Here is an 18,101-nt window from a genome sequence, read left to right as displayed (position 1 = left end):
TTATTCCCCTCTTAACTCATAGACGATATCCATCGTGACTGGGCGCCAATGCCACGAACTGCCTGATATCTGCCAATGATCTTCTCCTTCTACATACTGCTGCCTGATACGACGTACCTCGCCGTAGCTCCGAGACATGGACTGCGCTTTAAGATGCTGATGCTCAACTAAAAGCGGTAACCATTCCTGAACGACGGTTCTAAAGGTATTAGCGTAGTCCTTACCTTCAGCCAGAAAAATGCGCCCTTCCTCTCCTCTGGAGGTCAACCAATTGGCAGCGAAAGACAATGCGTTCGTTGCGGTGTCGTATTCAATATCTTTAGTCACCCAGCGTCCCGGGCCACTTGTCAGATACATCCTCGCGGATGCCATGTGGAACTTGCTGCACGCTAAGGCTCTAAAACCGCACACTTTATACTTTACGAAGTCGGCGTCACAAAGCGGCTTGAAAGGTCGATCAGCGACCAAAAACCAGTCGGCGCGATCAGTGCACTCAAGTATCGGACGCTTGTGGTATTCACGGTGACAATCACCTAACGCAATCCCACATTCGCTGATAAGTCGCGGCAATCCGCAAACACTGGATGGCTGAGTCAACGCCCTTTCTACTTTCAACGTAGCAAAATATGGGTTTTCTATTCGCGCTAGCTGATGGCGTTTTATCTCGGAGCGGGGAACAACCTCATTCATCGTTAATCTTCCAATGCAAAGACGGACCTGAGATTTGGGTGAAGGGTTGATACCGTCTTCGCCCTCTCAGCAATGCCGGGCATCTCTTCAGCACACGTAGGAAGCTTCCGATTTTATGATTTTTGAGAAACACCGATGTCAATCGCTTAACTTCAAGGACTGGAAGCTGCGGCTTTTCTACCCCCCCATCACCCACATCAATCTTCCTGTTCACCCCCTCACCTCGCCCCTAGACTCCTTGGCAATCCAACAAAAGGTACGCCGCCATGTCCGAGACGCTGCTCAGTTCCCGCAATCTGGCTTTCGAGCTGTATGAGGTGCTGGACGCTGAGGCATTGACTCAGCGTGCAAGGTTTGCCGAGCACAGTCGTGAGACGTTTGATGCCGCCATTGGCACGGCGCGGGCGATTGCGGAGAAATACTTCGCGCCCCACAACCGCAAGAACGACGAGAACGAGCCACGCTTTGAGAACGGCGAAGCGGTGTTGATTCCCGAGGTGAAACCCGCTGTCGATGCGTTTCTTGAGGCCGGGTTTCTGAACGCGGCGCGGGATTTCGAAGCAGGCGGCATGCAGCTGCCGACGCTGTTATCCCAAGCCTGTTTCGCTCACTTCCAGTCCGCCAACGCAGCGTCGACGTCGTACCCCTTCTTGACCATGGGCGCGGCGAACCTGATCGAGAACTTCGGCAGCGAAGAACAAAAGCAGAAGTTTCTGCAACCCATGATCGAGGGGCGTTTTTTCGGCACCATGGCGTTGACCGAACCTCACGCCGGATCGTCGCTGTCGGACATTCGCACCCGCGCAGAGCCGGCTGCTGACGGTAGCTACCGCCTGCGCGGCAACAAGATTTTTATCTCGGGCGGCGACCATCCGCTGTCCGAAAACATCGTCCATCTGGTGCTGGCCAAACTCCCGGACGCGCCACCCGGCGTGAAGGGCATTTCGCTGTTCATCGTGCCGAAGTTTCTGGTCAACGAAGACGGCAGTCTCGGACCCCGCAACGACGTGCTGCTCGCCGGGCTGTTCCACAAAATGGGCTGGCGCGGTACCACCTCGACGGCTCTGAATTTTGGCGATAACGGGAGCTGCGTGGGGTATCTGGTGGGCAAGCCCCATCAGGGCTTGAGCTACATGTTTCAGATGATGAACGAGGCACGGATCGGCGTGGGCATGGGCGCCGTGATGCTCGGTTACGCCGGTTATCTGTATTCGCTGGAGTACGCCCGCGAACGCCCTCAGGGGCGCCTGCCCGACAGCAAAAATCCCGAAAGCGCGCCGGTGTCGATCATTCAACACGCGGACGTGAAACGCATGCTGTTGACGCAAAAAGCCTACGTCGAGGGCGCGTTCGACTTGGGGCTGTACGCCGCTCGCCTGTTCGACGACACGCAAACGGGCGACACCGAAGAAGCGCGCAAGCTGGCTCATGAACTGCTGGACCTGCTGACCCCCATCGTCAAATCCTGGCCTTCGGAGTTCTGCTTGAAAGCCAACGAACTGGCGATCCAGATTCTCGGCGGCCACGGTTACACCCGCGAATATCCGGTGGAGCAGTACTACCGCGACAACCGCCTGAACCCGATTCACGAAGGCACTCACGGCATTCAGTCGCTGGATCTGCTAGGACGCAAACTGGCACAGAACGGCGGCGCCGGTCTCAAGCAATTGGTCCGTCTGATCGCAGACACCTGCCAACGGGCGCAGGAACACGCGTCGTTGAGTTCGTTGCGCCAGCCACTGGAACAGCTGGTGGCACGCTTGCAGGCCGTGACGCTTGAACTCTTAATGGACTTGGCCCAAGGCAAGGTCACCGCCACGCTGGCGAACTCTGCCCTTTACCTTAAGGCGTTCGGTCACACGGTCATTGGCTGGCGTTGGCTTGAGCAGGCGATTCGGGCGCAAGAAGGCCTGAATAAAGGCCAGACGGCCGATACGGATTTCTACACCGGCAAGTTGGCCGCCGCGCGGTTTTTCCTGACATGGGAAGTGCCGTCCTGTCATCACGAGCTGGCTATTCTTCACGCCCGTGATGACGTTTGCCTGACCATGCAGGACAGCTGGTTCTGATTTCGACCGTCGCAGAGATCGCCGCGGAAACATTCGACAAAGCTTTGACAGCTCGCTAATTCAACGGGTTAAATCCCTTGGCACGTGGACTGCATGTCAGTTCACGCATGCGTTCATTTCTGCTTTTGTCTGGAGTACCGCCCTTGGATGCGACGACCATCAACAGCCTGTTCCTGATCGGCGCGTTGCTGGTGGGCGCGAGTATTCTGGTCAGCTCGCTGTCGTCCCGTCTCGGCATCCCGATTCTGGTCATCATCCTGGCGGTCGGCATGGCGGCAGGCGTCGACGGCGGCGGCATCATCTTCGACAACTACCCGACTGCCTATCTGGTCGGCAACCTCGCACTGGCGGTGATCCTGCTCGACGGCGGCCTGCGAACCCGAGTCGCGAGTTTCCGGGTTGCGCTCTGGCCGGCCTTGTCGCTGGCCACGGTCGGGGTACTGATCACCACCGGTCTGACCGGCATGATCGCGGCCTGGCTGTTCGACCTGAATATCATTCAAGGCCTGTTGATCGGCGCCATCGTCGGCTCCACAGATGCCGCAGCGGTGTTCTCGCTGCTGGGCGGCAAGGGCCTCAATGAGCGGGTCACGGCCAGCCTCGAAATCGAATCCGGCAGCAACGACCCGATGGCGGTGTTCCTGACGGTCACGCTCATCGACATGCTGTCCAGCGGCCAGACAGGCCTGCACTGGAGCCTCTTGGGTCATCTGATCCAGGAATTCGGCATTGGCGCGATTCTCGGTCTCGGCGGCGGCTGGCTGATGCTGCAGCTGGTCAACCGCATCAACCTGGCCAACGGCCTGTACCCGATTCTGGTGATCGCGGGCGGCCTGGCCGTGTTTGCGCTGACCAATGCCATCCATGGCAGCGGCTTCCTAGCGGTTTATTTGTGCGGCCTGGTACTCGGCAACAAGCCGATTCGTAGCCGCCACGGCATCCTGCACATGCTCGACGGCATGGCGTGGCTCGCCCAGATCGGCATGTTCCTGGTGTTGGGCCTGCTGGTCACGCCCCATGATTTGCTGCCCATCGCGCTGCCGGCCTTGGGCCTGGCGCTGTGGATGATTCTGGTGGCGCGCCCGCTGTCGGTGCTCGCAGGCCTGCTGCCGTTCCGCGTGTTCCACGGTCGCGAAAAAGCCTTCATCGCGTGGGTCGGCCTGCGCGGGGCGGTCCCGATCATTCTGGCGGTGTTCCCGCTGATGGCGGGTCTGCCGCAGGCGCAACTGTTCTTCAATCTCGCCTTCTTTATCGTATTGGTGTCGCTGCTGGTGCAAGGCACGAGTCTGCCGTGGATGGCGAAATGGCTGAAAGTGACGGTTCCGCCTGATCCTGCACCCATCTCTCGCGCAGCGCTGGAAGTGCATGTGACCAGCGAGTGGGAGCTGTTCGTTTACCGACTCGGTGCCGAGAAATGGTGCATCGGTGCGGCCCTTCGCGAGCTGAAAATGCCGGAAGGCACACGGATCGCGGCCCTGTTTCGAGGTCAGCAACTGCTCCATCCGTCGGGTAGTACGGTGTTGGAGACCGGTGACTTGCTTTGCGTGATCGGTCACGAACACGACCTTCCAGCCCTCGGCAAGCTGTTCAGTCAGGCGCCGCAACGGGGTCTGGATCTGCGCTTCTTCGGTGACTTCGTCCTTGAGGGAGACGCTCAGCTCGGGGCTGTCGCGGCATTGTACGGTTTGAAACTCGACGGCCTGGATTCGAACATGCCGCTGAGCCAGTTCATCATTCAGAAGAATCGCGGCGCGCCAATTGTCGGCGACCAGATCGAATGGAACGGAACTATTTGGACAGTTGCGGTTATGGAAGGGAACAAGATCCTCAAAGTGGGCGTCAGATTCCCCGAAGGAAGCCGCCCGGGTCCCGGGTTGTTCCTCTAAACTGCTCCTCTTTCCTGATCGTGCAACCCGGTGTCTATGTTCTCGCTGCGTACCTTTTTTGCCTCAGCCTTGCTGGGGCTTTGCCTTTCCAACGTCCCGGCATTTGCCGCTGACACTCCCCCACCGAGCAGCGACGCCGTTCAGCAGAGCCTGGACCGGATCGCCGACCGCAAACTGTCGGCCGATGACCAGAAAGCCCTGCAACAGGTGCTGGAACAGACGCTCGCCTTCATCGCAAGCCAAAAGGACAACCAGCAAAAGCTGGAAGACCTGAAGAAGCAACTGGCCGATGCGCCGAAGCAGACCGGCGAGAATCAGCGCGAACTGGCCAAGCTCAAAGCCAGCAAAACGGTTCCGGTTGCCCAGCGCTACACCAATCAGGACGTGCCCCAGCTCGAAGGAATGCTGAGCCAACGCAGCGCGCAGCAGGCCGATTTGCAGAAGGCGCTGAACGACGCCAACAGCATGACGATCACGGCACAGACTCGCCCGGAGCGTGCTCAAGCGGAAATCAGCTCCAGCCAGACCCGCATTCAAACGATCAACGGCATCCTCAAGTCCGGCAAAGACGGGGGCAAGGCGATCAGCAGCGACCAGCGCAATCAGTTGAACGCCGAGTTGGCGTCGATCAACGCGTTGATTGCCCTGCGTCGTCAAGAGTTGGCCGGCAACAGTCAATTGCAGGATTTGGGCGGCAGCCAGCGTGATCTGCTGACCGAGAAAGTGGCTCGTCAGGATCAGGAAATCCAGGACCTGCAAACACTGATCAACGACAAACGCCGTGCACAGTCCCAGGAAACCGTGACGCAGCTGTCGATCGAAGCGCAGAAGGCCGGCGGCAGCAGCCTGCTCGCCACCGAAAGTGCGGCCAATCTCAAGCTCTCCGACTACCTGCTGCGCGGCACCGATCGCCTGAACGAACTGACCCAGCAGAACCTCAAGACCAAAACCCAGCTCGACGCCATTACCCAGACCGATGCGGCGCTGGACGAGCAGATCAACGTGTTGAGCGGCAGTCTGTTGCTCTCCAAGATTCTCTACAAGCAGAAGCAATCGCTGCCCAAGCTCAAGCTCGACAGCGGCCTGGCGGACGAAATCGCCGATATTCGCCTGTACCAGTTCGAGGTCAATCAGCAACGCGAACAGATGAGCAACCCGGCGAATTACGTCGACACATTGCTCGCGACTCAAAAGCCGGAAGACGTCACCCCAGCCTTGCGCAAAACCTTGCTGGACCTCGCCACCACCCGCACCGACCTGCTGGAGCGGTTGAACCGCGAACTGAGCGCGCTGCTCAACGAATCCATCACCTTGCAGCTCAACCAGAAACAGTTGGTCAGCACGGCCATCAGCCTGCGCCAGACGCTGGATGAGCAGATGTTCTGGATTCCCAGCAACAAGCCGCTGGACCTGGAGTGGTTCGAGCGCATCAAACCGCGCCTGACAAAACAAGTCACCACCCTGCCGTGGACCTCGACATTCAGCGAACTGGGCGATGGCCTGACCCAGCGCCCGCTGATTTTCCTGCCGCTGTTGCTGGTGATCGGCGGCCTGATGTGGAAGCGCAAGGCGCTGTACGACAAGCTCAACCGCCTGCACGCCGACATCGGCCACTTCAAGCGTGACCGGCAGTGGCAGACGCCGTTGGCAATCTTCATCAACATCCTGCTGGCGATGCCGTTGTCACTGGCGTTGGCATCGTGCGCGCTCGCGCTGCAGATCGACGCCCGTGAACAGAACATCAATCTCGGCGCGGCGCTGATGCAAATCTCGCTGGCCTGGCTGGTGTTCTACACGGCTTACCGGGTATTGGCGCCGGGTGGCGTCGCACAGCTGCATTTTCGCTGGGAGAAGTCCCAGGTGGAATTCCTGCGGGGCTGGATTCGTCGCTTGGGTCTGGTGGTGCTGGCGCTGGTGACGGTGGTCGCCGTGGCCGAGCACGAGCCGTCCGCGCTGGCGGACGATGTGATCGGCATTGCCGTCGTCCTGACCTGCTACGCACTGATGACCTGGCTACTCGCCCGCCTGTTGCTGACCAGCCCGACCCACGAAAGTGCGTCGCTGTTCCGCCGCACGGTAGGTTTGGCGTTCACCGCTCTGCCGGTCGCGCTGTTCCTCGCCGTGTGCTTCGGCTACTACTACACCGCGCTGAAACTCAGCGACCGCTTGATCGACACCCTCTACCTGCTGATGCTGTGGTTGGTGATCGAAGCGACGTTCGTTCGCGGCCTGGGCGTTGCAGCCCGACGCCTGGCCTACCAGCGCGCTCTGGCAAAACGTAACGCCGCCAAGGAAGCTGGCGAGGGTGAGGCGCTGGTCGAAGAGCCGACGCTGGACATCGAACAGGTCAACCAGCAGTCCTTGCGCCTGATTCGTCTGGCCCTGATTGCCGGGTTCATCGGCGCGCTGTATCTGGTCTGGGCCGACCTGATCACGGTGTTCTCATACCTCGACAACATCACCCTGTACGAATACACCAGCGGCACCGGCGCAACCATGAGCATGGTGCCGATCAGCCTCGGCGACATGATCGGCGCGCTGGTGATCATCGGCATCACCTTCGTGCTGGCCGGTAACTTGCCGGGCCTGCTGGAAGTGTTCGTGCTGTCGAAGCTGAATCTCAAGCAAGGCAGCGCTTACGCGACCACCACGTTGCTGTCCTACATCATCGCCGGTGTCGGTTTCGTCTCGACGCTGTCAGCGCTCGGCGTGAGCTGGGACAAGCTGCAATGGCTGGTGGCGGCGCTGTCGGTGGGTTTGGGGTTCGGGATGCAGGAGATCTTCGCGAACTTCATTTCCGGCATCATGATCCTGTTCGAACGCCCGGTGCGGATCGGCGACACCATCACCATCGGCAATCTGTCGGGCACAGTCAGCAAAATCCGCATCCGCGCGACCACCATCACCGACTTCGACCGCAAGGACATCATTGTCCCGAACAAGACGTTCATCACCGGGCAACTGATCAACTGGTCGCTGACCGATACCATCACCCGCGTCACGCTCAAGCTCGGCGTGGATTACGGCTCGGACCTGGACCTGGTGCGCAACCTGCTGATCAAGGCCGCGCAGGACAATCCTCGAGTCCTCAAAGAACCAGCGCCGCATGTTTATTTCCTGAATTTCGGCGAAAGCACGCTCGACCACGAATTGCGCATGCACGTGCGCGACCTTGGCGACCGCAACCCGGTACTCGATGAGATCAACCGGTTCATCAACAAGGAATTCAAGAAGCAGCACATCAACATCTCGTTCCGGCAGATGGAGGTTTACCTCAAGAACATGCAGGGGCAGGAGTACAAAATGGTGCCGATCGAGCAGGAGCAAAAGACGATTGCCACACCTACGGTCGTGCCTGCCGCGCCGAAAGACGTGCCGGAACCGCCGGAAGCCAAGCTCGACTGACGCAACAAATCCCAGCAGAATGCTCGGACATTCTGCTGGAGCTGTCTTGTGAAAGCCCTCGACGAACTGACCTTCGACAACCGTTTCGCTCGCCTCGGCGATACGTTTTCCACGTCCGTATTGCCCGAGCCCATTGCCGAACCGCGCCTCGTGGTCGCCAGCGATGCGGCGTTGGCGTTGCTGGACCTGGACCCCGCGCAGGCCGAAGAGCCGGTTTTCGCCGAGCTGTTCAGCGGTCACAAGCTGTGGGAAGACACAGACCCGAGGGCGATGGTCTATTCCGGTCACCAGTTCGGTTCGTACAACCCGCGCCTGGGCGATGGCCGTGGGCTGCTGCTGGGCGAGGTCTACAACGAGGCAGGCGAGCATTGGGACTTGCACCTCAAGGGCGCCGGGCAGACGCCGTTTTCGCGCATGGGCGATGGTCGCGCCGTGTTGCGTTCATCGATTCGCGAATTTCTGGCCTCCGAAGCGCTTCATGCACTGGGCATTCCAACGAGTCGCGCAGGCTGCGTGATCGGCTCCAGCACGCCAGTCTGGCGGGAGACCCAGGAACGGGCGGCGATGGTGCTGCGTCTGGCTCACAGCCACGTGCGATTCGGCAGCCTCGAATATTTCTACTACACCAAGCAGCATGACGAGCTGAAGCAGTTGGCCGATCACGTGCTGTCGCTGCACTACGCCGAATGCCTCGAACAGCCTGAACCCTATCTGGCCATGTTCCGCGTCATCGTTGAGCGTCAGGCCGAGTTGATCGCCAAATGGCAGGCCTATGGCTTCTGCCACGGCGTGATGAACACCGACAACATGTCGATCCTGGGCATCACCTTCGACTTCGGCCCGTTCGCCTTCCTCGACGATTTCGATCAGCACTTCGTCTGTAATCACTCCGATCACGAAGGTCGTTACTCCTTCAGCAATCAGGTGCCGATTGGCCAGTGGAACCTCAGCGCACTGGCCCAGGCGTTGACGCCCTTTATCAGCGTCGAAGCGCTGCGTGAAGCACTGGACCTGTTCCTGCCGCTGTATCAGGCCCACTATCTGGACCTCATGCGCCGCCGTCTCGGCCTGACCACGGCCGAGGACAATGACGCCGACCTCATCGCACGCCTGCTGCAACTGATGCAAAACAGCGGCGTCGACTACAGCCTGTTCTTTCGCCGTTTGGGCGAAGATTCCGCCGACATCGCCGTGCGTCATTTACGCGACGACTTCGTCGACATGCTCGGCTTCGACGCCTGGGCCGAGACCTACAAAGCCCGCATCACCCGCGACCCCGCCAGCACTCAAGACGAACGCCGCACCCGCATGCACGCCGTCAACCCGCTCTACATCCTGCGCAACTACCTCGCCCAACGCGCCATCGAAGCCGCCGAACAAGGCGACTACAGCGAGGTTCGGCGGCTGCATCAGGTGCTGTGCAAACCGTTCGAAGCGCAGGAAGGCATGGAGAGTTATGCCCAGCGGCCGCCGGACTGGGGCAAGCATCTGGAGATCAGTTGTTCGTCGTGAGGATTTTTGAAATCGAGGTCAGATGAAGACCTCGACAGGCACCCCGAAGCGATCCGCGAGCTGGCGAACCTGCCTCAAATTGAGCTGACGCTTACCTGAAAGAATTTCGGAAATCACTGATTGAGTACCCACCTCAGGAAGATCTCCCTGATTCAGACCATGTTCACGCATGAGATAGCGCAATGCCTCGACCCCCGAAGCAACCGGCATCGGGCGATTCTCATGGTCGTAAGCCTCAATTGCGTCGCCGATGAGGATGGCGAGACGGTTAAGCGGATGCCCTTCATCTTCGCCAATGATTTCCAGTAACTCATCCAGGCCACTGACCAACAGATCGTATTCGTCTTCCGTTTCTGGCTTGTTAAGCAAGGGGGCTACGTGGTGCCAGTGCTCCGTTGCGTGTTTGATGAGAGCGCTCATTGACTTACACCTTCCATTTGCCTTTGTCGTATTCGCGGTGATCCAGGACGTGCTTAATGAAAAGACGATGGGCTGAATAATTGACTGAAGCAATAAGCCTGATCTTGTTGCCCCCAATATCAAACACGTGAAACGGTCCTACCTTATCCGTAGCGGGAAAAATCGCCTTCATAGCCGCAAAATCCGAGGGCCTACAAGCCTTGACGAGCCGATACCACGCGTCCAAGGCCTTTGCAGAGTGAGGCCATTTAGCCTTGGCCTCCCAAATCCTCTTTTCGGTAATCACATGCATCTGACAGTCCATATCGCACTTTGCGATACGCATGTTAGTCAGAAACGGGAAAAATCGCAAGTTGCGATAAAAGCATGTCCGGCCAACCTTACATCGCGAACGAGTTTATAGGTGAGCGGCACATCACCGGGTCACAAGCAGCCCCTTTCTACCGCGCTTAAACCTTTGCCGCCACGGCAGGCTTGGCTGTCTCCATCGCCTCAACCCTCTTCGCGTACGACTCCGTCCACGTCATCGGCGTCGGCGATGTGCGTGGGCTGAATTTCCTGGTGCGGGCCGGGGTGTTCGGGTCGACTTTGTCTTTCTGTGTATCGACCATACCCGCGAGGATGTCGTACAGCGTCAGCTTCCGGTCGGCCGCGCGTCGCTCTACGAGGCCGGGCAAAGTGGCTGGTTCTGGCAAGGTCGGTTTGCTCTTGATCCGCGCCTCCAGAATCGCTTCTGCATCCTTGGGATAGTCCACCGCCTTCTCGATGGTCGGCAGCGATTTGAAGTAGCTCAGGGCCTCTTGGTAAAACTTCGACGCCTTGCCTGTGCGGGTTTGTTCGATGAGCCCTTCGGGAATCGCTACCTTGCGCCAGGCGTCGTCCATCTTCTGAATGCCGTGCCACGCGGCGCGTCGTTCGTTGAGGGTGAACGAGCCGCTGTCGTCATAGGCGATCAGGTTCAGTTGCTCGCGGGACAGCGCATCGAACGGACTCTTCGCATTCTGATGCCCTGCGAGCGTTTGGGTGACGAAAGCCGTGGCGGCTCGTGCGCGATCCAACAATTCGGGGTCGGTCGTATCCGGCACTTCCATCGCCCGTGTGTGGCTATTGGCTTTCGGGGTTTCAGACAGAAATTCGTTGATCCGGCTCAGCCCGTACCTCCCCAATTCCGCATGGGTCATGCCCGCATCACGCTTGGCAGCACGGGCAGCGCTTTCATTCAGCTGACTCGCCAGCGTCGAAAAGCTCGCCTTGTCCGTTGCTTTCTTCTCGGTCTTCTCAGGGCTCTCGACGGCGAGCTCCGGACCCTTTTTCGTTGCGGAGGAAACGGTCGCCGGGACTTTGCCGGAGGTGATCGCTGAGAATGCAGCCTGTAACTGATTGATCATTGGCGTCTCCCTGACCATGAATGAACAGGGGCCACTGACTCACAACGAATCGACACCCCTTCAGGGCAGAAGCTATGCGCAGGCTTTACCAGGTGCTAGCCGGCCAAACGGGTCGCTCTTTCGGATAAAAATGCGGGGCAGGATGCGTGGAAAGCGCTGCGCATGGACGCTTCATCGAGACGCCAAAGAAATGCTGGGTGTCTTTGTACAGTGAAAAGAATGGCCCAGCGGACGCGCCCATGTTCAGGAACGTGAACGGTTACACACTGAGTTCGAGGGAATTAGACCAACCCGCCCAACTTGATAAACCCACCCCGCGGCCTCACTTACCGAGCATCAGCCTTCCTCCAGGTATCCGCCATGTCCGAACCTCTCGTCATCCCGTGCCCTCAGTGCAACGGCCTCAATCGCATCCCCGCCGAGCGGCTGGGGGATCAGCCCAAGTGTGGGCGTTGCAAGCAGCCGGTGCTGTTGTCTAAACCGTTCACGCTGACTCAGGGCGATTATGCGAGTCAGATCAAGGGTGATCTGCCGTTGCTGGTGGATGTCTGGGCGGAGTGGTGCGGGCCATGCAAATCCTTTGCGCCGACGTTCGAGCAAGCGGCTGTGCAGTTGAGCGGGCGGGTGCGTCTGGCGAAGCTGGACAGTGAAGCGCACCCGCAGCTGTCGGCACAGCTGGGTATTCGGTCGATTCCGAGTCTGATTCTGTTCAAGAACGGTCGCGAAGTGGCGCGTCAAAGCGGGGCCATGCCGCTCCAGCAGTTGACCGCCTGGCTTGCCAGTCAGGGGATTTGAGGGCGGATTCGCCTCACGTCGAAGCCCGCGGCTGCAATGTTCGTAAGACGCGTCTGAAAACGCCTGGCGGACATCCCGAGCTCAATGAAAGCGCCTAGGGTTAGCCACTCTCACGGTTGATCCAGAGGCGATGAGCGATGGCATCGGTAATCAGAGAAGGCGACACAACCACCACAGGCGGCGTGGTGCTGCAAACATCCGGCACGCAGACCTACGAAGAACGTCGGCTCGCACGCATGGGCGACCCGGTCTGGTGCGCGGCCTGCGAGCGGGTGGGGTACATCGCGCAAGGCAACCCCACTTACATCGATGATCTCGTGGCTGTCGCGACGGACGGACAGCGCGTGCGGTGTGAGTGCCCGAACGAAGATCATCGTTTGATCGCGAGCCAGGAGGGTTTAAAGGCGGACATGAACGCCGCCATCGACATCCCCAAGGACCTCGCTCGCAAGGCGCGCAAACGGGCCAAACAGCTCACCAAAGCGCTGCGTCAGGAAAGTCCGCTGACGCAGGATGACGAAGCCAGCGCAGCCCGGGAGATGCCGATCAATGCGCCGTATTGTTTTCCAGCAGATGATGCAGCTCGACGAATTGCTGGCTCAGCTTGTGACGAGCGTCCAGGTGAATCAGCGGCATGTTCGCCTGATGTGATTCACGCATTTTGACCGAGCTGTTGAGGTACACCGGGAGCACCGGCAGGCCTTCGGCGATCAACTCGTCGAGGATCTGCTGCGGCAGGCTGGCACGTGACTGGAACTGGTTGACGATAATGCCTTCCACCTCCAGACCTTCGTTGTGGTCTTCTTTCAGCTCTTCGATTTCCTTCAACAGCCCATACAAGGCCTGCCGGGAGAAGCTGTCGCAGTCAAAAGGGATCAACACCCGATCCGCCGCAATCAATGCCGAGACGGCGTAAAAATTCAGCGCGGGTGGCGTGTCCAGATAGATGCGGTCGTAGTCCTCGTCCAGCTCTTCGAGCAACTTACGCAGCTTGTTGATCTTGTGCTTGGCTTCAAGCTTGGGCTGTAGATCTGCCAGCTCAGCCGTCGCGGTGACGACGTGAAGATTGTCGAAGGGTGTTTCGTAGATATCGACCTGATTCTTCTTGGAGAACGGCCCTGAAGACAGCGTCTGCTTGAAAAAATCGGCGATGCCCATGGGAATGTCTTCGCCGGTCAGGCCTGTGAGGTATTGCGTCGAGTTGGCCTGAGCATCGAGGTCGATCAAGAGGGTCCGGTAGCCCTCGTTGGCGCTGACGGCTGCCAGATTGCAGGCGATGCTCGATTTCCCGACCCCGCCCTTCTGATTGAACACCACACGCCGCATTGGAAAACTCCCTGTCGCTGTCTTGAATGAATGGATCGTCTCGTGACCCGATGAATGGTATCGAGTCTAGGCAAACGAGACATGTCAGGCGAGCGCTTCGGAAAATTCCGATAGTCGGCCCGAAACCCGCGTGCTTATCAAGTCGCAACATCCTACAGACCTTTGCCAGACAGCGACTGCCGTTACAGTAGGAAATATCCCAAGTAAATAAACTATTTGTTTCAGCGTTTGCCTCTGTGCTTTTACGCCGGGATAATGCCCGGCACTCGGTGATAGCGCCGCGCCATGGTTGGTGTCACTTCGGATACTCGAAGCCAGGAAGTAAGCCCGCAGGGGCGGGAAAAGAATCGTGATCAATTTCAACATTGCACAGTGGCGCGCTTGGGCGCCGGGATTGACCACGGTCGAAGATTGGCGGCACTGGAGCCAAAAACCGGTCGTGCCCTGCCATCAGGATGAGGCCCCCGATGTCTCGTTCCTGCCCGCCATGCAACGCAGGCGCCTGAGCCGCCTGGCGCGTATGGCCTTCAGCGTCGGCTGGCCGCTGGCAGAACGGCTTGAACACCTGCCGCTGGTATTCGTTTCAAGACACGGTGAAACACCCCGGACCTTCGACATTCTCAGCGACCTGGCGGCCGAACAGCCGTTGTCCCCGACCCAATTCAGCCTGTCCGTGCATAACGCGGTCATCGGCCTGTGGTCGATCATGCGCGGCGAAACCAGCGAAATGACGGCCCTCGCAGCGGCAGGCGACGGTCTGGAGCATGGCGTGCTGGAAGCTGCGAGCCTGTTGAACGAAGGGGCTCCAGCGGTATTGCTGGTCATTGCCGAGGAATACCCGCCCAAGGCCTATGCACCCTGGGTCGACGATGTGCCATTTCCCTACGCGCTCGGCCTGTTGCTGACGCCGGGCGACGAATGGCAACTGACCTTGCGCGTGAACGAGTCTAAGGACGACGCGAAATCACCCCACGAGTGGCCGCACGCCCTCAATCTGCTGCGCGCACTGTCGACACAACAGAACGCTTTGCAACATCCCTGGAAGAGTCGGCTATGGAACTGGCAACGCAACCGCTGAGCAAAAGTCGCAACGCCTACTATTGGCGGTTGCTGACCACTGCCCTGAGCTTCGCCCTGTTCGGGCTGGGCGGGTTGTGCCTGCGGCTGTTCGTTTTTCCCGTACTGGCATGGCTGCCCGGCGATTCGTGCAGTCATCAGCGTCGTGCGCGCCGAACCATCAGCCGCCTGTTCTGGACGTTCATTCGCTTCATGGCCAAGGCAGGCGTCCTCACCTTCGAGGTCCAAGGTGCAGAGCGACTGGGCCGTCCGGGGCAGATGATCATCGCCAATCACCCGTCGCTCATCGACGTGGTGTTTCTGATCGGCCTCGTCAAGGACGCCAACTGTGTGGTCAAGCAGAGCCTCTGGCAGAACCCGTTCACGCGAGGCCCGGTGCGTTCGACTGGCTACGTCAGCAACGATGGCAGCGCCGACATGCTGGAAAACGCCGCGCATCTCCTCCAGACCGGCCAGACTCTGATCATCTTTCCCGAAGGCACTCGCACCTGCCCGGGCAAAGCCCCTGCCTTCCATCGTGGCGCGGCGGCGATCGCCTTGCGTGGCGCGAAGATCATTACTCCGGTGACGATCCATGTCTCACCAACCACCCTGACCAAGGCAGAGCCCTGGTATCGCATCCCTCAGCGTCGTCCGCACTTTCACCTGCGAGTGGGCAACGACATCGACCCGGCGACGTTCGCCCTGCTCGGTCCCGCCCCTGTGGCATCGCGCAAGCTCAATGACTATCTGCATCACCACTTCATCAAGGAGCTCGCCACAGATGAGCGATCTGCATCTGGAAATTAAACAGCTGATCATCGATGCCTTGGGCCTCGAAGACATCAGCACCCACGACATCGGCAATGACCAGACGCTGTTCGGCGAAGGCCTCGGGCTGGACTCGGTGGACGCCTTGGAGTTGGGCCTGGCCATTCAGAAACGCTACGGCATCAAGATCGACGCCGACGCCAAAGACACACGCACCCACTTCACCAGCGTCGACAGCCTCGCGGCATTCGTCAGCGCTCGCCAAGTGGCCTGAGGACTGAACATGCAATCCCGTGAAGAGATTTTCGAAACCCTGCGCACCGCATTGGTCGAGCTGTTCGAGCTGGAGCCCGAGCGGGTCACGCTGGATGCCAATCTGTATCAGGATCTGGAAATCGACAGCATCGACGCGGTCGATCTGATCGACCACATCAAGCGCAAGACCGGCAAGAAAATCGCCGCAGAAGAATTCAAGTCCGTCCGCACCGTCGATGACGTCGTCGAAGCGGTCTATCGGCTGGTCAACACCGCCGCATGAACCGCCTGATGGGTCTGGTATTGGTGCTCGCAGGGGTGCTGTACCCGTTCGCCGTGTATTTCGGCATGGGGCATTTTTCGCCGTGGCAATTCGCATTGCTGCTGGGCGCGCTGTGGGCTGCCCGTGCGCTGACGGCCGAGCGTCGTCCGGGCAGCCTTGGCATGGCGTCGGTCGCCCTCGGCTTCTGCTTGCTGCTGGGCATCGTGAATAGCCCGCAATTGCTGCGCTGGTACCCGGTGTTGATCAGCGGTTTCATGCTGACACTGTTTGGCTTGAGCCTGATGCACGGTATGCCTGTGGTCGAACGCCTCGCCCGCCTGACCGATCCCGAGCTGCCGGACGTCGCGGTCCGTTACACGCGTCACGTGACCCAAATCTGGTGCCTGTTTTTTCTGTTCAATGGCATCGTCGCCGCAGCCCTGACCCTTTGGGCGCCGCTGAGCTGGTGGACGCTGTACACCGGGCTGATCGCCTACGGCTTGATGGGCCTGCTGTTCGCCGGTGAATGGGTCGTGCGCCAACGTGTGCGGGGGCGTGCATGAGTTGGCTGAGGATTGACCGGCTGTTGCTGGCGCCGCACCCTGAACGCCCGGTTACTCACGCCCCGGGCATGAACCACGCACAATATCGCGAGCGCGCATTGTCGGTTGCGGCGGCGCTGCAACAACGCGCCGCGACCTGTGTCGCGATTCACCTCGAAGACGCGGCGGAACTGGCCATCGCCGTGTTCGCCGCCTGGCATGCGGGCGCCAGTGTGCTATTGCCCTCGGACTTGCAGGCCCAGAGCCGCGAACGCTGGGCTCCCCTCGCCGAGCTTTGGTTGACGGACGCCGAAGGCGATACCCGTCTCGATGAGCTGAAAGCCCTACCGCTCAAGCCGATGCCTCTCAATCTGGACGAGTGCTTGTTGAGCCTGTGCACCTCAGGCTCCAGCGGCGAGCCCAAACTGATCGAAAAAACAGCGCGCCAGCTGTCCAACGAAATCGCCGCACTGGAACGACTCTGGGGCGCCGACCTTGGCCGGGCCTGCATCATTGGCAGCGTTGCCGCCCAGCACATCTATGGCCTGTTGTTTCGTGTGTTGTGGCCTCTGTGTGCCGGACGTAGCTTCGTGCGCAAGCAGCTCCCGTTTCCAGAAGACCTGCAACGCGCCAGTCGCGAGCATGAAGCCTTTGCATGGGTCGCCAGCCCCGCGTTGCTCAAGCGCATGGGCGACAACCTCGACTGGGATAGCTTGAGCGCCGTGCGCCGGGTGTTTTCTTCGGGTGGCGCCTTGCCGACCGACGCCGCGCAAAGCTTGCATCAACGCCTCGATCAGTGGCCGACGGAGGTTCTTGGCAGCTCGGAAACCGGCGGTATCGCCTGGCGCCAGGGCGATCCGTTGTGGCGCGCGTTCGACGACGTGAAACTCAGTCAGAACGAAGACGGCGCGCTGCGTATCGAGTCCCCCTACTTGCCCGTGGGCCATGTCGAACAAACCGCTGACGCGGCGCGTTTCACTGAAGATGGCCGCTTTGAACTGCTCGGACGACTGGACCGCATCGTCAAGCTGGAAGAGAAGCGCATCTCGCTGCCGCTGCTGGAGCAAGCGCTGGCCACCCATGAATGGGTCAGCGAAGCCCGGCTGGGGGTGATTCGGGAAAACCGTGCGTCACTGGGTGCGCTTGTCGTCCTTAGCGCCCAAGGCGTGCATGCACTGCGCAATCAGGGCCGTCGCGCAGTAACGGCCGCGCTGCGACAGCATCTGGTGCCTCATTGCGAAACCCTCGCCCTGCCCCGCCGCTGGCGGATCCTGAGCCAATTGCCGCTGAACACCCAAGGCAAATTGCCTCAGGTACAGGTTGAAGCGCTGCTCGTGGCACCGCGAGTCCATGAGCCGGAGTTGGTCAATCAGCAAGACAGCGACGAAGGGCTTCGGCTGGAGCTGATCGTCCCGCTGGACCTGGCGCATTTCAGCGGGCACTTCCCCACCACGCCGATTCTGCCCGGCGTGGTACAGGTCGACTGGGCCATCGCCCTCGGTCAGCGCCTGATGGACCTGCCACCGCGCTTTGCTGGAATGGAAGTGCTGAAATTCCAGCAACTGGTGCGCCCGGGCGACCGCATCACGCTGACCCTGCGATTCGACCAGGAACGCAGCAAGTTGTATTTCACCTATCGCAACGGCGATGCGGCCTGCTCCAGCGGGCGGATTTTGTGGAGTGAAGCCGATGCGTGAGCAGACCACAAGCTCCATGCCCGACAC

At 59.7% G+C, this 18,101-nt stretch carries 16 protein-coding genes and 1 pseudogene; 12 read left to right on the top strand and 5 right to left on the bottom strand.

Translation table 11 applies throughout. The annotated features are described in order from the left end of the window. Positions 1 to 690 (bottom strand): hypothetical protein, encoded by a 690-nt coding sequence (locus tag ACIQAL_RS16665; RefSeq protein ID WP_401147319.1) that lies wholly within the window; start codon positions 688 to 690, stop codon positions 1 to 3. Between the two features lie 266 nt (positions 691 to 956). Between ACIQAL_RS16665 and ACIQAL_RS16660 the strand changes: the two genes are divergently transcribed. The 4 genes from ACIQAL_RS16660 (at position 957) to selO (ending at position 9,562) form a co-directional block, all read left to right on the top strand. Beyond that, positions 957 to 2,759 (top strand): acyl-CoA dehydrogenase, encoded by a 1,803-nt coding sequence (locus ACIQAL_RS16660; protein WP_401147316.1) that lies wholly within the window; start codon positions 957 to 959, stop codon positions 2,757 to 2,759. Between the two features lie 143 nt (positions 2,760 to 2,902). After that, positions 2,903 to 4,645 carry a potassium/proton antiporter gene (locus tag ACIQAL_RS16655; protein WP_166596094.1) on the top strand — a complete coding sequence of 581 codons (1,743 nt, stop codon included), beginning with the start codon at positions 2,903 to 2,905 and terminating at the stop codon, positions 4,643 to 4,645. Positions 4,646 to 4,681: 36 nt separating this feature from the next. Then, positions 4,682 to 8,050: a mechanosensitive channel MscK gene (mscK, locus tag ACIQAL_RS16650; RefSeq protein ID WP_401147839.1), complete on the top strand. Its 3,369-nt coding sequence runs from the start codon at positions 4,682 to 4,684 to the stop codon at positions 8,048 to 8,050. A gap of 48 nt (positions 8,051 to 8,098) precedes the next feature. Continuing rightward, positions 8,099 to 9,562 (top strand): protein adenylyltransferase SelO, encoded by a 1,464-nt coding sequence (gene selO, locus ACIQAL_RS16645; RefSeq protein ID WP_401147313.1) that lies wholly within the window; start codon positions 8,099 to 8,101, stop codon positions 9,560 to 9,562. Positions 9,563 to 9,580: 18 nt separating this feature from the next. On the opposite strand, the gene ACIQAL_RS16640 is transcribed toward selO, so the two are convergent. From ACIQAL_RS16640 to ACIQAL_RS16630, 3 genes are all read right to left on the bottom strand, one after another. Continuing rightward, complete coding sequence (locus ACIQAL_RS16640) at positions 9,581 to 9,982, bottom strand: type II toxin-antitoxin system HigA family antitoxin (protein WP_401147310.1); 402 nt, start codon at positions 9,980 to 9,982, stop codon at positions 9,581 to 9,583. A gap of 4 nt (positions 9,983 to 9,986) precedes the next feature. Next, on the bottom strand, positions 9,987 to 10,274 hold the full coding sequence (locus tag ACIQAL_RS16635; protein ID WP_401147308.1) for a type II toxin-antitoxin system HigB family toxin: 288 nt from the start codon (positions 10,272 to 10,274) through the stop codon (positions 9,987 to 9,989). A gap of 157 nt (positions 10,275 to 10,431) precedes the next feature. After that, the gene (locus tag ACIQAL_RS16630; RefSeq protein ID WP_401147307.1) at positions 10,432 to 11,370 is read right to left on the bottom strand and encodes a hypothetical protein; all 939 of its coding nucleotides are present in this window, start codon (positions 11,368 to 11,370) and stop codon (positions 10,432 to 10,434) included. A 360-nt stretch (positions 11,371 to 11,730) separates the two neighbouring features. Here ACIQAL_RS16630 and trxC point away from each other — a divergent pair, with 360 nt between their 5' ends. Both trxC and ACIQAL_RS16620 read left to right on the top strand, forming a co-directional pair. Then, the gene (gene trxC / locus ACIQAL_RS16625; protein ID WP_401147304.1) at positions 11,731 to 12,165 is read left to right on the top strand and encodes a thioredoxin TrxC; all 435 of its coding nucleotides are present in this window, start codon (positions 11,731 to 11,733) and stop codon (positions 12,163 to 12,165) included. 137 nt (positions 12,166 to 12,302) lie between these two features. Beyond that, positions 12,303 to 12,665 (top strand): annotated as a pseudogene (locus ACIQAL_RS16620) (PAAR domain-containing protein); the annotation flags it as partial. Positions 12,666 to 12,711: 46 nt separating this feature from the next. Here the strand turns inward: ACIQAL_RS16620 and ACIQAL_RS16615 are convergent. Continuing rightward, positions 12,712 to 13,491: a ParA family protein gene (locus ACIQAL_RS16615; RefSeq protein ID WP_341960423.1), complete on the bottom strand. Its 780-nt coding sequence runs from the start codon at positions 13,489 to 13,491 to the stop codon at positions 12,712 to 12,714. Between the two features lie 349 nt (positions 13,492 to 13,840). Between ACIQAL_RS16615 and ACIQAL_RS16610 the strand changes: the two genes are divergently transcribed. From ACIQAL_RS16610 to ACIQAL_RS16585, 6 genes are read left to right on the top strand one after another with little or no spacing between them, the layout of a single operon-like run. After that, entirely contained in the window at positions 13,841 to 14,569 is a 729-nt protein-coding gene (locus ACIQAL_RS16610) for a beta-ketoacyl synthase chain length factor (RefSeq protein WP_401147301.1), read from the top strand. After that, positions 14,545 to 15,357, top strand: a complete 813-nt coding sequence (locus tag ACIQAL_RS16605; RefSeq protein ID WP_401147299.1) for a lysophospholipid acyltransferase family protein — start codon at positions 14,545 to 14,547, stop codon at positions 15,355 to 15,357. The genes ACIQAL_RS16610 and ACIQAL_RS16605 overlap by 25 nt, the downstream gene beginning before the upstream one ends. Beyond that, complete coding sequence (locus ACIQAL_RS16600; RefSeq protein ID WP_166596103.1) at positions 15,332 to 15,592, top strand: phosphopantetheine-binding protein; 261 nt, start codon at positions 15,332 to 15,334, stop codon at positions 15,590 to 15,592. Before ACIQAL_RS16605 ends, ACIQAL_RS16600 begins: the two co-directional genes overlap by 26 nt. A 9-nt stretch (positions 15,593 to 15,601) precedes the next feature. Beyond that, positions 15,602 to 15,856 carry an acyl carrier protein gene (locus ACIQAL_RS16595; protein ID WP_401147296.1) on the top strand — a complete coding sequence of 85 codons (255 nt, stop codon included), beginning with the start codon at positions 15,602 to 15,604 and terminating at the stop codon, positions 15,854 to 15,856. Next, complete coding sequence (locus ACIQAL_RS16590; RefSeq protein ID WP_401147293.1) at positions 15,853 to 16,398, top strand: hypothetical protein; 546 nt, start codon at positions 15,853 to 15,855, stop codon at positions 16,396 to 16,398. The genes ACIQAL_RS16595 and ACIQAL_RS16590 overlap by 4 nt, the downstream gene beginning before the upstream one ends. Beyond that, a complete protein-coding gene (locus tag ACIQAL_RS16585; RefSeq protein ID WP_401147291.1) occupies positions 16,395 to 18,074 on the top strand; it encodes an AMP-binding protein in 1,680 nt (559 codons plus the stop codon). Before ACIQAL_RS16590 ends, ACIQAL_RS16585 begins: the two co-directional genes overlap by 4 nt. Positions 18,075 to 18,101 lie beyond the last annotated feature (27 nt).

Origin of the sequence: Pseudomonas sp. NPDC088368 (assembly GCF_044753445.1) — a bacterium.
Lineage (GTDB): Bacteria > Pseudomonadota > Gammaproteobacteria > Pseudomonadales > Pseudomonadaceae > Aquipseudomonas > Aquipseudomonas bambusae.
This window is presented reverse-complemented; position numbering and strand designations above follow the sequence as displayed.

What these genes read in the sequence shown, in the direction of transcription:
- ACIQAL_RS16605 (WP_401147299.1), top strand. Translation starts at nt 14,545, where the DNA reads ATGGAACTGGCAACGCAACCGCTGAGCAAAAGTCGCAACGCCTACTAT.
- ACIQAL_RS16660 (WP_401147316.1), top strand. Translation starts at nt 957, where the DNA reads ATGTCCGAGACGCTGCTCAGTTCCCGCAATCTGGCTTTCGAGCTGTAT.
- ACIQAL_RS16595 (WP_401147296.1), top strand. Translation starts at nt 15,602, where the DNA reads ATGCAATCCCGTGAAGAGATTTTCGAAACCCTGCGCACCGCATTGGTC.
- ACIQAL_RS16600 (WP_166596103.1), top strand. Translation starts at nt 15,332, where the DNA reads ATGAGCGATCTGCATCTGGAAATTAAACAGCTGATCATCGATGCCTTG.
- ACIQAL_RS16640 (WP_401147310.1), bottom strand. Translation starts at nt 9,982, where the DNA reads ATGAGCGCTCTCATCAAACACGCAACGGAGCACTGGCACCACGTAGCC.
- ACIQAL_RS16635 (WP_401147308.1), bottom strand. Translation starts at nt 10,274, where the DNA reads ATGCATGTGATTACCGAAAAGAGGATTTGGGAGGCCAAGGCTAAATGG.
- ACIQAL_RS16615 (WP_341960423.1), bottom strand. Translation starts at nt 13,491, where the DNA reads ATGCGGCGTGTGGTGTTCAATCAGAAGGGCGGGGTCGGGAAATCGAGC.
- ACIQAL_RS16630 (WP_401147307.1), bottom strand. Translation starts at nt 11,370, where the DNA reads ATGATCAATCAGTTACAGGCTGCATTCTCAGCGATCACCTCCGGCAAA.
- ACIQAL_RS16665 (WP_401147319.1), bottom strand. Translation starts at nt 690, where the DNA reads ATGAATGAGGTTGTTCCCCGCTCCGAGATAAAACGCCATCAGCTAGCG.
- mscK (WP_401147839.1), top strand. Translation starts at nt 4,682, where the DNA reads ATGTTCTCGCTGCGTACCTTTTTTGCCTCAGCCTTGCTGGGGCTTTGC.
- trxC (WP_401147304.1), top strand. Translation starts at nt 11,731, where the DNA reads ATGTCCGAACCTCTCGTCATCCCGTGCCCTCAGTGCAACGGCCTCAAT.
- ACIQAL_RS16590 (WP_401147293.1), top strand. Translation starts at nt 15,853, where the DNA reads ATGAACCGCCTGATGGGTCTGGTATTGGTGCTCGCAGGGGTGCTGTAC.
- ACIQAL_RS16585 (WP_401147291.1), top strand. Translation starts at nt 16,395, where the DNA reads ATGAGTTGGCTGAGGATTGACCGGCTGTTGCTGGCGCCGCACCCTGAA.